Raw genomic sequence first — 14,524 nt, forward strand, 5'->3', positions numbered from 1 at the left:
ATGAAGATCCATATCAAGAACGGCCGCGTGGTCGACCCGATGAATGCGCGCGACGAGGTCGCCGACATTTTCGTTGCCGCCGGCAGGATCGTCGGCATCGGCGCGGCGCCGGCCGACTTCCACGCCAACCGCACGCTCGACGCCAGCGGCCTGGTCGTCTGTCCCGGCCTGGTCGATCTTTCGGTCCGCCTGCGCGAGCCCGGTTTCGAGTACAAGGCGACGCTCGAATCGGAGATGCTCGCCGCCGCCGCCGGCGGCATCACCTCGCTGGCGTGCCCGCCCGACACCGACCCGCCGCTCGACGAGCCGGGCCTGGTCGAGATGCTGAAATTCCGTGCCCGCAACCTGCCGGGCCCGCGCGTCTATCCGGTCGGCGCGCTCACGCAGAAGCTCGAAGGCAGGATGCTGACCGAGATGGCCGAGCTGACCGAAGCGGGCTGCCGCGCCTTCACCCAGGCCGATGCGCCGCTGACCGACACCCAGGTGCTGCTGCGCGCGATGGAATACGCGGCGACCTTCGGCTTCAGCCTGTGGCTGCGCGCGCAGGACGTTTCGCTCGCGAAGGACGGCGTCGCCCACGACGGCGCCATCGCCTCGCGCCTCGGCCTGCCCGGCATTCCGGCGCTGGCCGAGACGGTCGCCCTCGCCACCATCCTGCAGCTGGTGCGCGAGACCGGCGCCCGCGTCCACCTCGCGCGCCTGTCGACGCGCGAGGGCATCGCCATGGTGCGGGCGGCCAAGGCACAGGGCCTGGCGGTGACCTGCGACGTCGCCTGCCCCCACGTGCACCTGTCGGAGAACGACCTCGTCAGCTTCGACTCGCACCTCCACCTGGTTCCGCCGCTCCGAAGCCTGCGCGACCGCGACGCGATCCGCGAAGCGCTGCGCGACGGCTCCATCGACGCGCTGTGCTCCGACCATGCGCCGGTCGACGAGGACGCCAAGCAGGTGCCCTTCGGCGAATCCGAGCCGGGTGCCTCGGGTGTCGAGCTGCTGCTGCCGCTGACGCTGAAGTGGGCGCGCGAGACCGGCGTGCCGCTCATCCAGGCGATCGACCTGATCTCGTGGAAACCCGCACAGATCCTGGGCGTGCCGGCTGGCCACCTGTCGGTCGGCGGCAACGCCGACATCTGCGTGTTCGACGAAACCGCCGAGTGGGTGGTTTCGTCGAACACGCTGGCGAGCCAGGGTGACAACACCCCCTTCCTCAACCATCCGATGCAGGGCCGGGTGCGCTACACGCTGATCGACGGGCATATCGATTTTGAAGCGCCCCGCTGAACGTCGCGCGGCGCGTGCCCGGTAAGCCGGCGGCAATGCGCGTGTCGATGCGCTCCCTGCTGGCCAGCGTCGTCGCCGGTGCGGCGTCCGTCGCCGGCTTCGCGCCCTTCGGGCTGTGGCCGCTCCCGGTGCTGGGCCTCGCCGTGCTGTTCGCGCAGCTGGCGCGCACGAGCTCGATGCGCGCAGGCTTCCTCACCGGGCTGGCGTGGGGACTCGGCTTCTTTCTCGCGGGCGTGAGTTGGGTGTACGTCAGCCTGTCGGTCTACGGCGGCATGCCGGCGTGGCTCGCAGGCCTCGCCACCTTCCTGTTCTGCGGATTCCTCGCGCTGTTTCCGGCTGCGGTGGGCGCGGTCCAGGCACGCTGGCCGGGTTCGCCCGCGTCGCGCCTGCTGCTTCTGATGCCGCTGGCCTGGGGAGTCGGCGAATGGACGCGCGGCTGGATCTTCACCGGCTTCCCGTGGCTCGCCATGGGCTATGCGCAGGTGCCGGGCGGCCCGCTCGCCGGGTATGCGCCGCTGGTCGGCGTATACGGCGTGTCCTACCTGCTGGCCGTGATCGCGGCGCTGCTCGCGTGGGCTGCAACGGCGCGTGCCTCCCTGCCCCCCCGCCTCTGGGCGGCGGCGGCGGCCGTGGCACTCGCCGTGGGCGGGCAGGCCCTGGCGGGCATCCGCTGGACCGTCCCGGAGGGCGCGCCGACCTCGGTCGCGCTGCTGCAGGGCAATATTCCGCAGGACATGAAATGGCGGCCCGAAAAGACCCGCGAGACGCTCATGCGCTACGCGCGCATGGCCGCGGCTTCGCCGGCCCGCCTCATCGTGCTGCCGGAAACGGCGCTGCCGCTGTTCGAGTCGGACCTGCCCGAGGCCTACCGGGAGGGCCTCGACGCGCTCGGCCGGCGCAACGGCGGCGACATCCTGACCGGGCTGCCGACCGGTTCGCTGGATGGCGCCTACTACAACAGCGTCGTCAGTTTCGGCCGCGCCCCCAGCCAGCGCTACAGCAAGGTCCATCTCGTGCCGTTCGGCGAATACATCCCGCTGAAGGCGGCGTGGGGCTGGATCATCGAGGTGCTGCACATCCCGCTCTCGGATTTCGCGCGCGGTGCAGCGGACCAGCGTCCGCTCGCGATCGGCGGCCAGCGCGTCGCCGCCGACATCTGCTACGAGGATGCGTTCGGCGAGGAAATCATCCGCCAGTTGCCGGAGGCGAGCGTGCTGGCGAACGTCAGCAACCTGGCCTGGTTCGGCGATTCGCTCGCGCCCTGGCAGCATGCGCAGATGTCGCAGATGCGGGCGCTGGAGACCGGGCGCATGATGCTGCGCGCGACCAATACCGGGCTCACGGCGATCATCGACACGCGCGGCCGGATCGTCGCGAGCCTGCCGCTCTTCACCGCCGGCAGCCTCGGCGGCAGGGTCCAGGGCTACGCCGGCAGCACCCCGTACGTGCGCTGGGGCAATGCGCCGGTATTGGCGTTCTGGGGTCTCCTCGGCGTCGGCCTGCTGACGGCCACGCTCTACCCGCGAGGGGCAGGCCGCGGCCGTACCGCCGCTAAAGCGGCACCAGCCACGCTCAGGCGGCGGCCCTGACGCGCGTGGCGTTGCGGCCGCCGCGCTTGGCTTCGAGCAGCGCGGCGTCGGCACGCGCCAGCGCCTCGTTTTCCTCGCGGTCGTCGCGGCTGTATTCGGACAGGCCGCCGCTCCACGACAGCCGCTGCGTCACGCCCGGGATGAGTTCGACGCTCTCGGGCATCTTGGCGCGCAGGCGTTCGGCGAGTTCCTGCGCGCGGTCGAGCGGCGTGTAGGGAAACAGCACGCAGAACTCGTCACCGCCCAGGCGGGCGATGAAATCGCTGTTGCGCAGGCAGGATTTGAGGACGTTGCCGAACTTGATGATGAGCTGGTCGCCCGCCTCGTGGCCGAAGGTGTCGTTGACCTGCTTGAAATTGTCGATGTCGAGGATCAGCAGGCTGTGCGACCAGCCGTCTTTCAGGGTGGCGAACAGTTCCTTCTGCTTCTCGTCGAAGGCGCGCCGGTTGTTCACCTGCGACAGGTGATCCAGCCGCGCCTGCGACGAGACCTCCTTCTGCCGCCCGAGCATCACCTTGCCCAGCTTCAGCATCGTTTCGAGCGGCGCCTGGAATTCCGCAAGGCTGACCGCGTAGTCCGCGCGCAGGCGCTGTTGCCGCAGATCGTTGGTGAACTTCACCAGCGTGCGCAGGTTGTCGGTGACGCGGTTGCGCACGGCCAGAACGATGCCCATGACCAGCACCGCGATCAGCAGGCTGGCGACCAGCCAGCCCAGAATGTAGGGCGCCACGTTTTCGGCGACCGGCGTGACCGGCCGCCACACCGCGATCTGCCACGGCGTGCCTGCGAGCGCGATCAGCGTGGGGCGGGCGTTGCGCTTGATCGCCTGGTTGCCGCGGCGCATCAGCACCGCCGGCTGGTCGCCGCCCTGGCTCTGCTGGAGTTCCGCATAGGCCGCCGCATCCGGCAGCGGCAGGGTATCGAACAGCACCTGCAGCTGCGGCACGCTCTGCTCGACGATGACGAAGCCGAGCCGCTTGCCGTCGGCGCCGGTCACGGGATGCGACAGGGAAAGATTGAACGTGGCCGTCGCAGTCGCCCCGTGGCCCGCGTTGGCCAGCAGCTGGCGCGTATCGCCCGGGAGGAAGCCGGGCAGCAACTGGCGCTGCCCGTCGGTCACGAACAGGATGGTCGCATCCTGGTTCAGCGCCTGCAGGTTGGCCGCCTGCGCCTGGCACACCTCGGGCGAGCCGCTGGCGAAGCACGCCAGCGTCTGCGGGTGGGCGGCAATCCGGGCGGCGCTGCGCTTCATGGCGTCGGCGAGGAACTCGATCTGCGTCGCCATCACCGGCTTGCCCATGTCCTCGGCCACCGGCGATCCCTGGGGCCGCGTCAGATAGATCGCGGACGTGACGAGCCCGGCCAGCAGCACCAGGACTGCAGCCAGGATCAGGCCAAGTCGCGTTATCGACGTATGGTGCATGACTGCGCCAGTCGGCTCTCCAACCCCTTGTTATGGTTCTCCGCAATGACAGGCGACCCGTTTCGGGCGACCTGCCGGCATGGCGTGAACGGAGCAAGTTTTGTGCCCCGAATGGCGCGCAGCCGACCGCCTGGCCGACCCGACGCCCGCCTCATGTCACTGTAAAGAACGCCGACACTACTGCCGGCCCGTGCTGCCGAAGCCGCCCTCCCCGCGCGCGCTCGCCCCGAATGCCTCGACGATGTTGAACTCGGCCTGCACCACCGGCACGACGACCAGCTGCGCCAGGCGCTCCATCGGCGCCAGTTCGAAGGCCTGCTGGCCGCGGTTCCAGGCCGAGACCATCAGCTGACCCTGATAGTCCGAGTCGATCAGCCCCACCAGGTTGCCGAGCACGATGCCGTGCTTGTGGCCGAGCCCCGAGCGCGGCAGGATCAGCGCCGCGTAGCCGGGATCGGCGAGGTGGATCGCCATGCCGGTCGGAATCAGCTGCGTCTCGCCCGGCGCCAGTACGATTGGACCATCGATGCAGGCCCGGAGGTCGAGCCCCGCGGCGCCCGGCGTCGCATACTGCGGCAGCTGGTCGTGCAGCCGGGCGTCGAGAATCTTCACATCCATCTTCATTTTTGTCGGAATCTCGTCAGTGGAGGTGGTGGGAAAGGTGGGCGATGAGGGCGCGCGCCTGGGTCAGCTTGTCGGCCCGCGGGAGCGGATGCGTGCCGCGGTCGTCGAACAGCACCAGTTCGGCGCTGTCCTGGCCCAGCGTGTCCTGCGCGAGGTTGCCGACCAGAAGCGGCAATCTTTTCTTCAACCGCTTGGCTTCCGCATGTTCGGCCAGGCGCTCGGTTTCAGCGGCGAAGCCCACGCAGAAGGGCGCGTCGGGACGCGCGGCGACCTCGGCGAGGATATCGGGGTTGGCGACGAGCTTGAGCGTGAGGCCGCCGTCACCTTTCTTGATCTTCTGGGCCGCGGCCGCGTCCACGCGGTAATCGGCGACCGCCGCGACCGCGACGAGCACGTCGGCCGGCAGCGCGCCCAATACGGCCTCGCGCATCTCGGCCGCGCTTTCGACGTCGATCCGGCGCACCCCGGCCGGCGTGGCGAGGCAGGTCGGCCCCGAGACGAGAAGCACGTCGGCGCCCGCCTCGGCGGCGGCCCGGGCGATGGCATAGCCCATCTTGCCCGAGCTGCGGTTGGTCAGGCCGCGAACCGGATCGATCGCCTCGAAGGTCGGACCGGCCGTGACCAGCACGCGCCTGCCCGCCAACGGCCCCGTCCCGACGAGGCCGGACGCGGCCGCCAGGAGATCGGCGGGCTCCAGCATGCGGCCGAGCCCGGTCTCGCCGCAGGCCATCTCGCCTTCAGCGGGCCCAAGAATCCGCACGCCGTCGGCGCGCGACTGCTCGAGATTGCGCTGCGTCGCCGCCGCCGCCCACATCTCCGGATTCATCGCCGGCGCCACCGCAAGCGCGCAGGTGCGCGCCAGGCACAGCGTCGTCAGCAGATCGTCGGCACGTCCCTGCGCGAGCTTCGCGAGGAAATCGGCGGACGCCGGCGCCACCAGCAGAAGGTCGGCGTCGCGCGAGAGATGGATGTGTTCCATGCCGTCGCCGCTGGCGGTGTCCCACAGCGACGTCAGCACCGGCTTGCCGGACAGCGCCTGGAAGGTCAGCGGCGCGACGAACTGCTGCGCCGCGGCGGTCATGACCACGCGCACGTCGGCCCCGGCCTTGACCAGCAGGCGACACAGTTCCGCCGCCTTGTAGGCCGCGATCCCGCCCGTCACCCCCAGAATGATCTTCCTGCCTGCCAGCGACACGCTCGATTCCCTGCGCACTTTCCGTGAAAATGGCCATTCTAAGGGAGGAGAACAAACGATGGCGATCCGCGACTGGCCGGAGGACGCGCGTCCGCGCGAAAAACTGCTCAAGCAGGGCGCCGCCGCGCTGACCGATGCGGAGCTTGTTGCCGTCTTCCTGCGCACCGGCGTGCCGGGCAAGAGCGCAGTCGACCTCGGCCGCGATCTGCTCGACCGCTTCGGCGGCCTGGGCGGGCTGTGCCGCGCCGACCGCAAGTCGGCGTGCGCGGCGCCCGGGGTCGGCGAGGCGAAGTACGCGCTGCTGCAAGCGGTGATGGAAATGGCGCGCAGGACGCTTGCCGAGGCGATGCAGGCAGGCGATGCCCTGAGCTCGCCGGGCGCCGTGCGCGACTATCTGAGGCTGGCGCTGCGCCACAAGGAGTACGAGGTGTTCTGCTGCGTCTTCCTCGACGCCCAGAACCGGGTGATCGCGGTCGAGGAGCTGTTCCGCGGCACCCTCACGCAGACCAGCGTCTACCCGCGCGAGATCGTCAAGCGCGCGCTCGCCCACAACGCCGCCGCGCTGATCCTCGCACACAACCACCCAAGCGGCGTCGCCGAGCCCAGCCAGGCCGACCGCGTGCTGACCCGCCAGTTGCGGGAAGCGCTGGCGCTGGTCGACATCCGCGTGCTCGACCATTTCATCGTCGCCGGCGCCACGTCGCTGTCGTTCATGGAGGCCGGCCACCTCTGACCGCCCGAACTTGCCTCGGACTCGAAGCCTGTGGTATAAATCGCGGTTCTCGGGTTAACCCCTATCGTTAACCCCACCGGTTAACCCTCACTCTGGAGCAGCATCATGGCTCGCGTATGCATCGTAACGGGCAAGAAGCCCATGGTCGGGAACAACGTTTCCCACGCCAACAACAAGACCAAGCGTCGTTTCCTGCCCAACCTGCAATATCGCCGGTTCTGGGTCGAGAGCGAGAACCGCTGGGTTCGTCTGCGTTTGTCCAATGCGGCGCTCCGCACCATCGACAAGAACGGCATCGATGCCGTGCTGGCCGACCTGCGTGCTCGCGGCGAAGCCGTTTAAGGAGTTAGATCATGGCTAAAGGCGGACGCGAAAAGATCAAGCTGGAGTCCACTGCGGGCACCGGCCACTTCTACACCACCACCAAGAACAAGAAGACCATGCCGGAGAAGATGGAGATCAGCAAATTCGATCCCAAGGCTCGCAAGCATGTGATGTACAAGGAAACCAAGCTGAAGTAATTCAGCGTGGACCAAAAGAAAAACCCGCCGATGGCGGGTTTTTCTTTTGGTCCGTCTCCACCGAGCGGCGGAGACTCTTCGGAATGGACACGGAACGCGGCGGCCAGGGCCGCCGCCTGCCTTACGCGTAGCGGCGCAGGCGCACCGAGAAATCCCTCAGCGACTGGATGCCGCTTTCCTCGGCACGCTTGCACCAGCCCTGCAGCTGTTCGAGCAGCTGCTCGCGGGTAGCGGTGGAGCGACCCCAGATGGCCGCCAGTTCCTGGCGCATGCGATAGACGGTCTGCAACCGCTCGCTCTTGACCAGAAGCCCGTCGAGCGCGGCCTTGTCGGCCGCGCCGAGCTCGGCAGGCTCCTTGTGCAGCCAGCGGCGGAAGCTGTCGAAGTTCCAGTTCTGCGGCAGGTGGGCATTGGCCTTCAGCTTCGCGATCTCGGCGACGCTGTCGGCGCGCACGCTGCGGACGAAGCGCGTCATCACGTCGTAGCGGTGGGTGATGATCGCCTGCAGCGTATCCAGGTCGCACAACGGCTTGGCCGGCTGCCACTTCACCGTGGGCGCCACCTTGCGGATGCTTGCCAGCCCGACGTACGACATCAGCTTGATGTAGAGCCAGCCGATGTCGAACTCGTACCACTTGTTGGACAGGCGCGCGGAGCTGCCGTAGGCATGGTGATTGTTGTGCAGTTCTTCGCCGCCGATCAGGATGCCCCACGGAACGATGTTGGTGCTGGCGTCCTCGCTGGCGAAGTTGCGGTACCCCCAGTAGTGGCCGATGCCGTTGATGATGCCGGCGGCGGTGACGGGGATCCACGCCATCTGCACAGCCCAGATGGTGAGGCCGAGCGGGCCGAACAGGGCGAGATTGATCGCCAGCATCAGCACGATGCCCTTCGCCGAATGGCGGGTGTAGACGTTACGCTCCAGCCAGTCGTCGGGCGTGCCATGGCCGTACTTCTCGAGGGTTTCGCGATTCTTCGCTTCGGCACGATAGAGTTCGGCGCCCTGCCAGAACACGGTCTTGATACCCTTGGTCTGCGGGCTGTGCGGATCCTCTTCGGTTTCGCATTTCGCGTGATGCTTGCGGTGAATCGAGACCCACTCCTTGGTGACCATGCCGGTGGTGAGCCACAGCCAGAAGCGGAAGAAATGGCTGACGACGGGACCCAGGTCGACTGCGCGGTGGGCCTGGGAGCGATGCAGAAAGATGGTGACGGCGGCGATGGTGACATGGGTCAGGCCGAGAGCGACCGCCACGTAACCCCACCAGGGTAAATCCAACAAGCCTAATTGCATGGTCTTCGGGTTCCTAAAAAAGGACAATCAAGTCTCGAAACATACAGGAAAACCCCATAAAAATCAAGGGTTATTTGCTACCAAAGGCGACCCGGGTGATGCAAAATGAAGCACCCGCTGAGGGAAGGGCATCTCGATTCCGGCGGCCTTGAAGCGACGCCAGATCGCCCAGTTGATGTCGGAGCGCAGGTTGTTCTGCCCCTCGCTCGGATCGCGTATCCACACGGCCAGTTCCAGCATGACCCCATTATCGGCAAATTCCTTCAGATACACCCTCGGAAGGTTGTCCGGGTCGTCGTAGATCACGCGCTGCTGGTCGTGCGCCGCCTCCAGCATCAGCGCTTCGGCGCGTTCCAGATCCGTATCGTAGGACACCTGAACCGGCAGGGCGATGCGCACGTTGGGCTTGGACAGCGAATGGTTCACGACGGTCTGCGTGATGAGCGTCTCATTGGGCACGATGGTCTCGGTTCCGTCGAGCGCCTTCAGCAACGTATAGCGCGTATTGATCTCGCTGACCTGGCCGTACTTGTTGTCGACGGTCACCAGGTCGCCGATGCGCACCGAGCGGTCGAGCAGGATGATGAAGCCGGAAATGTAGTTGCTCGCGACCTTCTGCAGACCGAAGCCGATCCCCACGCCGAGCGCGCCGCCGAACACCGACAGCACGGTCAGGTCGATGCCGACCGCCGGCAGCGCCACCAGCACCGCCAGGATCAGCAGGACCGTACGCACGGCCTTGGCGAGCGCCATGCGCAGCGACAGATTCATCTGCGTGATGCCCATCAGGCGGCTCTCGACGAAGCGTGCCAGCGACAGCGCGACGACGAGCGCGACGACGATCACCGCCGCCGCCTGGAACAGCAGCCAGAGCGAGAAGCGATGGCTGCCCGACTGGAACGACAACGCCTCCATCGCCGCATGGATGTGCGGCAACAGGCCGGTGACGTGCAGGGCGAACGCCCCCCAGATCAGCCAGGCCGCCGTGCGCTCCCAAAGCCTGAGGGATTCGCGCGGCTTCAGCGCATAGCGCAGCGCGTAGACCGCGAGGCGGACCCCGGCCAGGGCCAGCACGAGGGGAATCGCAAGATTGAGAAGGTGCGTGTGGTCCAGCCAGTGACGAGCCAGTTCGCGCCCGAGCAGCAGCACGAGCAGCATCGCCAGCGGAAACGCCACCCGGCGGACCCCGGCGCGCCAGACACCGCCCGTCTTCTCGATCACCGGCACGAGCAGGCGCACCGCCCCCCACGCGACGAGCACCCCCACGGCCAGGATGCCCACCTGCCACACCAGGTCGACGTTGCGGCTGTCCTCGACCAGGCGGGTCAGCAGGTTGTCGAAGGGAACGGGATCGGCCACGACGGTCTCAGAAGCTGTGGGTGTACTGGACGCTCAGGATGTCGACGTGGCTGTCGTACTGGCCGGTCAATCGGGTACCAAAGCTGTCGACGCTGTTCAGCCCCACATCCGCGACGAACAGGTGCGCATAGCCGAAATCGACCGCGCTTTGCCCGCTCACACGGACCTGGCCGCCAACCGCCAGCCAGGTGCGTGCGCCGTCCGGAATGCGCGGGGTGCGGTGGGCATCCGACACCGGCGCCTCGTCGTAGGCGACGCCGCCGCGCAGGCTCAGCTCCTCGTTCATGTGCCACGTCACGCCGAGGGAATAGCGCATGATGTCGCGCCAATTCTCGACCGTGTTGCTCAGCTGCGCGCCATTGGTGCGCATGATGCGCAGCTGGTCGAACGCGCTCCAGCCGGTCCACGTTGCGTCGGCCAGCAGGTCCCATTTGGGCGAAAGCTTGTGGAAGATGCTGAGCGACGCCGTATCCGGCATCGTGATGCCGGCGGTGACGGGGCCGCCGGGAACCGCCGGGAAGCTGCTCACCGTGGCGTCCCCCTCCAGCGTGTAGTCGACCCGCGAGCGGTAGGCGAGGCCGATGCGCGTCGCCGGCGTGACCTGCCACAGCGCCCCCAGGTTGAATCCCCAGCCGTAGTCGTTGCCCTTGATCTCGATCCGCGACGCATCGACCAGGGGATGCACCTGGTTGGTCAGCGTCGCCTCGATGTACTGGACGCTGAGCCCCGCGCCGAACGACAGGGTATCGCTGGCCTCATACGCGACGGACGGATTGACGTTGATGGTCTTGAGATCGGACTGGATCGCCTGCGTCCTGCCGATCCAGGTCGAGTCGTATTCGGTCTTGAGGCCGAAGGGCGTGTTGACGGCGATCCCCAGATGCACCTGCGGCGTCAGGCGAAACGCATAGTAGACGTTCGGGATGAACGTCCAGTCGCCGGCGTCGCCGCCCTGGCCGCCCGCGACAGATGTCCCAGGCGCGGGAACGGATGCCACGGCGCTCCCTGAAAAATGCATCGTCGGCTTGATCAAATGGCCCACCAGCACGACCTGACGGTCTGGCAGCCGGCTCATCCCGGCCGGGTTGAAGTAGATCGTGCTGGCGTCTTCCGCGACGGCGGCACCGCCGGCATAGGCGTTGCCGAGGCCGCTGGCGTTCTGCTCGATCAGCGCGAACCCCGCACCCAGCGCGGCGTGGGCACAGCCGGCGAGCGTGAGGCCCGCGGCAACCCGGTTGATACGGAACATCATCGTGAATCTCCCTTGCATTCTGGAATCGTCAGCGCGCGAAATCGGCGTACATCGCCTCGACCGCCGCGCGATGGCGGTCGAGCACCTGCCTGCGTTTGATCTTGAGGGTCGGCGTCAGCAGGCCGTCGTCGACCGTCCACGGCTCGAGTCCGGCGTGCAGGCGGCGAACCTGAGCATAGCCCGGAAAGTGCTTCAGATGATGCGCCACCCGGTGGGTCAGTACCTTCATCACGCGCGGATTGCGCAGCGTGGCGGGATCGTCCGCCGCGACGTTGAGGCCGGCGGCCAATTCCTGCCAGTGGGGCGCGTTCAGGACGACCAGCGCGGCCAGGTAGGGGCGTCCCTCGCCGACGATCATCGCCTGCTCGAACAGCGGATCGAGAAGGATCGCGGATTCCATGTCGACCGGCGGGACCTTCTCGCCGTTGTTCAGGACGATGATGTCCTTGAGGCGCCCGGTGATGTGATAGTGGCCCCAGGCGTCGACCGACGCCTGATCGCCGCTGTGCAGCCAGCCCTCGCCGTCGATCATCGTGCGGGTGGCCGCGTCGTCCCGCCAGTAGCCCCGCATCACGCAGCGGCTGCGCGTGAGGAGCTCGTCGTTCTCGCCGATCTTCACCTCCACGCCCGGCAGCGGCGTGCCGATGCTGGAAGGAACGTTGGACTCGGGCCGGTTGACGCAGACGACGGGGCTGGTCTCAGTCAGGCCGTAGCCCTGGATGATCGGCACGCCGAGCCCAATGAACGTGCGCGCGATCTCGGGCGAGAGCGCAGCGCCGCCCGAGATCGCCAGCCGCAGCCGTCCGCCCAGTCTTTCGGTGACGCTGCGCGCCACGCGCCTGTCGAGCAGCGGCCACAACAGCAACCCTGACGACCAGGCGGCCCGCCCCTGGCTGCGCTCGAAGCGCCGCCAGCCCACCCGCACCGCCAGCCCGAACAGCAGTCGGGCGAGTGCCCCCTTCTTCTCCAGGCTGTCCTGGATGCGGCTGTAGACGCGTTCGTAAATGCGCGGCACCGAGATCAGGACGGTCGGGCGGATCGCCTGCAGATCCTGCGCCAGCTGGGCAATCGAGCGTGCGTAGACGACCTCGGCGCCGATCAGCATCGGCAGGTAGTAGCCTCCCGTGCGCTCCAGCGTGTGCGACATCGGCAGGAAGGACAGGAACACCTCGTGCGACGCGAAATCCGCGCACTGGGAGGCGTAGAAGGCGTTCCACAGCAGGTTCTCGTGCGTCAGCATCACGCCCTTTGGGCGCCCCGTCGTGCCGGACGTATACACGATGCTCGCCAGCACGTCGGGGGTGAGATGGAGGTCGGGAATGGCCGTTCCGGCCGCGTCGGCGAGCCAGTCGGCCGCCACCACGAAGCGTGTGCTCCAGTTGACGAGGCCGTTCTCGGGCGCGGTCAGGCTGACGATGTGCTGCAGGGTCTTTGCCGCCGCGGCGATCTGCGCCAGCTTCTTGTGCTGGAAGCGCCCCTCGACCAGCAGCAGCTTGGCGCCCGAATGGTCGAGGATGTAGGCCGCGCTGTCGGGCCGGTCGTCGAGGTAGAGGGGCACGGTGACGAGGCCGAGCGCCAGCGCGGCCTGGTCGAAGACGACCCACTCGACGCTGTTCTTCAGCATCACCGCCACGCGGTCGCCCGGCACCAGGCCCTCCTTGACCAGCGCCGCCTGCCAGCGCGCAACCTCGGCGGCCACCTGTCCCCAGGTGAAGCTTGTCCAGGTATCACGGGCTTCGTCGAACTGGCGGTATGCGACCTGCTCCGGCGTGGCGGCGACGCGCGCGCGGAACAGGCCGCACAGCGTGCCGAGCGTGTCGGGATGGAAGGGGGCGGCACGCCCGCCGCCTTCTTCCGGTTGCCGGAACGTCGCCGCCGTCATGTCAGCTCGATCGTGCAATCCATGGAGGTGAATCGCCGCATAGTCAACCGCGCGCGCCGGTGGGTCAAGCGCCGTTCTTGACCAGTACGGCCGCGAAGAATCCGTCCGTTCCGTGCACCGCGGGCGAGAGCCTGAGCATGGGGCCGGTGTCGAGGGAGATCTTGTGCTGGGCCAGCAGCTCATTCGCCGGCAGCAGGGTGAAGCCGCCTTCGGCCAGCAGCGCCTCGACGATGGCCTCGTTCTCCTCGGGCAGCAGGCTGCAGGTGGCGTACACAAGGCGGCCACCGGGCTTGAGCAGCCGGGCGGCGGCACGCAGGATGGACGCCTGCTTGCGCGTCAGCTCGGCGACGCTTTCAGGCGACTGGCGGAATTTCAGGTCGGGGTTGCGGCGCAGCGTCCCCAGGCCCGAGCACGGCGCATCGACCAGCACGCGGTCGAGCTTGCCGGCGAGCCGCTTGACGCGCGTATCCGTTTCGGAGGCGATCAGCTGCGGCATCACGTTCGACAGGCCCGAGCGCGCGAGCCGCGGCTTCAGGTTGGCAAGCCGCTTTTCCGCGACGTCGAATGCATACAGGCGACCGGTCGACGCCATCATCGCGCCGATGCCGAGCGTCTTGCCGCCCGCGCCGGCGCAGAAGTCGCACACCATCTCGCCGCGCCGCGCGCCCAGCAGCAGGGCGAGCAACTGGCTGCCTTCGTCCTGCACCTCGATGCTGCCGTCGAGGAACAGCGGATGGCGATTGATCGCGGGATGCTCCTTGAAGCGGATGCCCCACGGCGAATACGGCGTCGCCTCGACCGCGTAGCCCTCGCCCTGCAGGCGTGCCAGCACCGCGTCCCGGTCGGCCTTGTGCGCGTTCACCCGGATATCGAGCGGCGCCGGCTGCTGCAGCGCGCGGCCGAGTGCCAGGATGTCGGCGTCGCTCATCGCGGGCCGCAGCTTGTCCACGACCCAATCCGGCAACTCGGCGGCCACCGGCAGGGGCAGGTCGTCGGTCCGGGCACTGCGGATGTGATCGATGAGCTCCGCCTTGGCGAACTGTTCCAGCGCCGCGCCGCTCATGCCGCGCGCCTTGATCAGCCAGGCGATGACCAAGGTGCGCGGATTGGCCGCCGGCACCACCACCGACAGGTAGCGGTACCGCCGCAGCACCCCGAACACGGCCTCCGCGACGAAGGCGCGGTCGCGCGCCCCGAGTTTCTTGTGCTCGCGGAAGAAGGCGGACAACACGGCGTCCGCCGGGCGCTTGAAGTCAAGCACCAGGTCGAGTGCCTGGGTGGCGAGTTGCAGGAGCGGGGCGGTCAGTTCCATCGGAAAACGCAGCAAGCGGGTTGGCGGGCGCCGGACGTCTGCCGGCGGGATTCATGCGG

General features: G+C 67.9%; 13 protein-coding genes. 5 read left to right on the plus strand and 8 right to left on the minus strand.

What is annotated here, in order from left to right; genetic code table 11:
• Together VA613_RS13775 and lnt are read left to right on the plus strand one after the other, a co-directional pair.
• A complete protein-coding gene (locus tag VA613_RS13775; protein ID WP_324779593.1) occupies positions 1-1,281 on the plus strand; it encodes a dihydroorotase in 1,281 nt (426 codons plus the stop codon).
• 47 nt (positions 1,282-1,328) lie between these two features.
• Positions 1,329-2,870 carry an apolipoprotein N-acyltransferase gene (gene lnt / locus VA613_RS13780; RefSeq protein ID WP_324779594.1) on the plus strand — a complete coding sequence of 514 codons (1,542 nt, stop codon included), beginning with the start codon at positions 1,329-1,331 and terminating at the stop codon, positions 2,868-2,870.
• Here the strand turns inward: lnt and VA613_RS13785 are convergent.
• The 3 genes from VA613_RS13785 to coaBC form a co-directional block, all read right to left on the minus strand.
• Positions 2,854-4,293, minus strand: coding sequence for a GGDEF domain-containing protein (locus tag VA613_RS13785; protein ID WP_324779595.1), 1,440 nt, complete (start codon positions 4,291-4,293; stop codon positions 2,854-2,856). The genes lnt and VA613_RS13785 overlap by 17 nt on opposite strands.
• Before the next feature lie 177 nt (positions 4,294-4,470).
• Positions 4,471-4,911 (minus strand): dUTP diphosphatase, encoded by a 441-nt coding sequence (dut, locus tag VA613_RS13790; protein ID WP_324779596.1) that lies wholly within the window; start codon positions 4,909-4,911, stop codon positions 4,471-4,473.
• 22 nt (positions 4,912-4,933) lie between these two features.
• Positions 4,934-6,130, minus strand: coding sequence for a bifunctional phosphopantothenoylcysteine decarboxylase/phosphopantothenate--cysteine ligase CoaBC (gene coaBC / locus VA613_RS13795; RefSeq protein WP_324779597.1), 1,197 nt, complete (start codon positions 6,128-6,130; stop codon positions 4,934-4,936).
• A gap of 40 nt (positions 6,131-6,170) precedes the next feature.
• Here coaBC and radC point away from each other — a divergent pair, with 40 nt between their 5' ends.
• The 3 genes from radC to rpmG all read left to right on the plus strand — a co-directional run bounded on the left by radC (position 6,171) and on the right by rpmG (position 7,366).
• Complete coding sequence (radC, locus tag VA613_RS13800) at positions 6,171-6,845, plus strand: RadC family protein (RefSeq protein WP_324779598.1); 675 nt, start codon at positions 6,171-6,173, stop codon at positions 6,843-6,845.
• Positions 6,846-6,950: 105 nt separating this feature from the next.
• Entirely contained in the window at positions 6,951-7,187 is a 237-nt protein-coding gene (gene rpmB, locus VA613_RS13805) for a 50S ribosomal protein L28 (protein ID WP_324779599.1), read from the plus strand.
• Positions 7,188-7,198: 11 nt separating this feature from the next.
• On the plus strand, positions 7,199-7,366 hold the full coding sequence (gene rpmG / locus VA613_RS13810; RefSeq protein ID WP_011313102.1) for a 50S ribosomal protein L33: 168 nt from the start codon (positions 7,199-7,201) through the stop codon (positions 7,364-7,366).
• Positions 7,367-7,487: 121 nt separating this feature from the next.
• Here rpmG and VA613_RS13815 read toward each other — a convergent pair whose 3' ends face one another.
• From VA613_RS13815 to VA613_RS13835, 5 genes are all read right to left on the minus strand, one after another.
• Positions 7,488-8,660 carry a DesA family fatty acid desaturase gene (locus VA613_RS13815; protein ID WP_324779600.1) on the minus strand — a complete coding sequence of 391 codons (1,173 nt, stop codon included), beginning with the start codon at positions 8,658-8,660 and terminating at the stop codon, positions 7,488-7,490.
• A 63-nt stretch (positions 8,661-8,723) separates the two neighbouring features.
• Entirely contained in the window at positions 8,724-10,019 is a 1,296-nt protein-coding gene (locus tag VA613_RS13820; RefSeq protein ID WP_324779601.1) for a mechanosensitive ion channel family protein, read from the minus strand.
• Between the two features lie 7 nt (positions 10,020-10,026).
• A complete protein-coding gene (locus VA613_RS13825) occupies positions 10,027-11,271 on the minus strand; it encodes an OmpP1/FadL family transporter (protein WP_324779602.1) in 1,245 nt (414 codons plus the stop codon).
• 28 nt (positions 11,272-11,299) lie between these two features.
• Positions 11,300-13,153, minus strand: coding sequence for an AMP-dependent synthetase/ligase (locus VA613_RS13830; RefSeq protein WP_324779603.1), 1,854 nt, complete (start codon positions 13,151-13,153; stop codon positions 11,300-11,302).
• 64 nt (positions 13,154-13,217) lie between these two features.
• Complete coding sequence (locus VA613_RS13835; RefSeq protein WP_324781257.1) at positions 13,218-14,465, minus strand: RsmB/NOP family class I SAM-dependent RNA methyltransferase; 1,248 nt, start codon at positions 14,463-14,465, stop codon at positions 13,218-13,220.
• Positions 14,466-14,524: the final 59 nt, after the last annotated feature.

This window comes from Thiobacillus sp. SCUT-2 (genome assembly GCF_035621355.1).
Classification (GTDB): Bacteria; Pseudomonadota; Gammaproteobacteria; order Burkholderiales; family Thiobacillaceae; genus Thiobacillus; species Thiobacillus sedimenti.

What these genes read in the sequence shown, in the direction of transcription:
- VA613_RS13775 (WP_324779593.1), top strand. Translation starts at nt 1, where the DNA reads ATGAAGATCCATATCAAGAACGGCCGCGTGGTCGACCCGATGAATGCG.
- lnt (WP_324779594.1), top strand. Translation starts at nt 1,329, where the DNA reads ATGCGCTCCCTGCTGGCCAGCGTCGTCGCCGGTGCGGCGTCCGTCGCC.
- VA613_RS13785 (WP_324779595.1), bottom strand. Translation starts at nt 4,293, where the DNA reads ATGCACCATACGTCGATAACGCGACTTGGCCTGATCCTGGCTGCAGTC.
- dut (WP_324779596.1), bottom strand. Translation starts at nt 4,911, where the DNA reads ATGGATGTGAAGATTCTCGACGCCCGGCTGCACGACCAGCTGCCGCAG.
- radC (WP_324779598.1), top strand. Translation starts at nt 6,171, where the DNA reads ATGGCGATCCGCGACTGGCCGGAGGACGCGCGTCCGCGCGAAAAACTG.
- rpmB (WP_324779599.1), top strand. Translation starts at nt 6,951, where the DNA reads ATGGCTCGCGTATGCATCGTAACGGGCAAGAAGCCCATGGTCGGGAAC.
- rpmG (WP_011313102.1), top strand. Translation starts at nt 7,199, where the DNA reads ATGGCTAAAGGCGGACGCGAAAAGATCAAGCTGGAGTCCACTGCGGGC.
- VA613_RS13815 (WP_324779600.1), bottom strand. Translation starts at nt 8,660, where the DNA reads ATGCAATTAGGCTTGTTGGATTTACCCTGGTGGGGTTACGTGGCGGTC.
- VA613_RS13825 (WP_324779602.1), bottom strand. Translation starts at nt 11,271, where the DNA reads ATGATGTTCCGTATCAACCGGGTTGCCGCGGGCCTCACGCTCGCCGGC.
- VA613_RS13830 (WP_324779603.1), bottom strand. Translation starts at nt 13,153, where the DNA reads ATGACGGCGGCGACGTTCCGGCAACCGGAAGAAGGCGGCGGGCGTGCC.
- VA613_RS13835 (WP_324781257.1), bottom strand. Translation starts at nt 14,465, where the DNA reads ATGGAACTGACCGCCCCGCTCCTGCAACTCGCCACCCAGGCACTCGAC.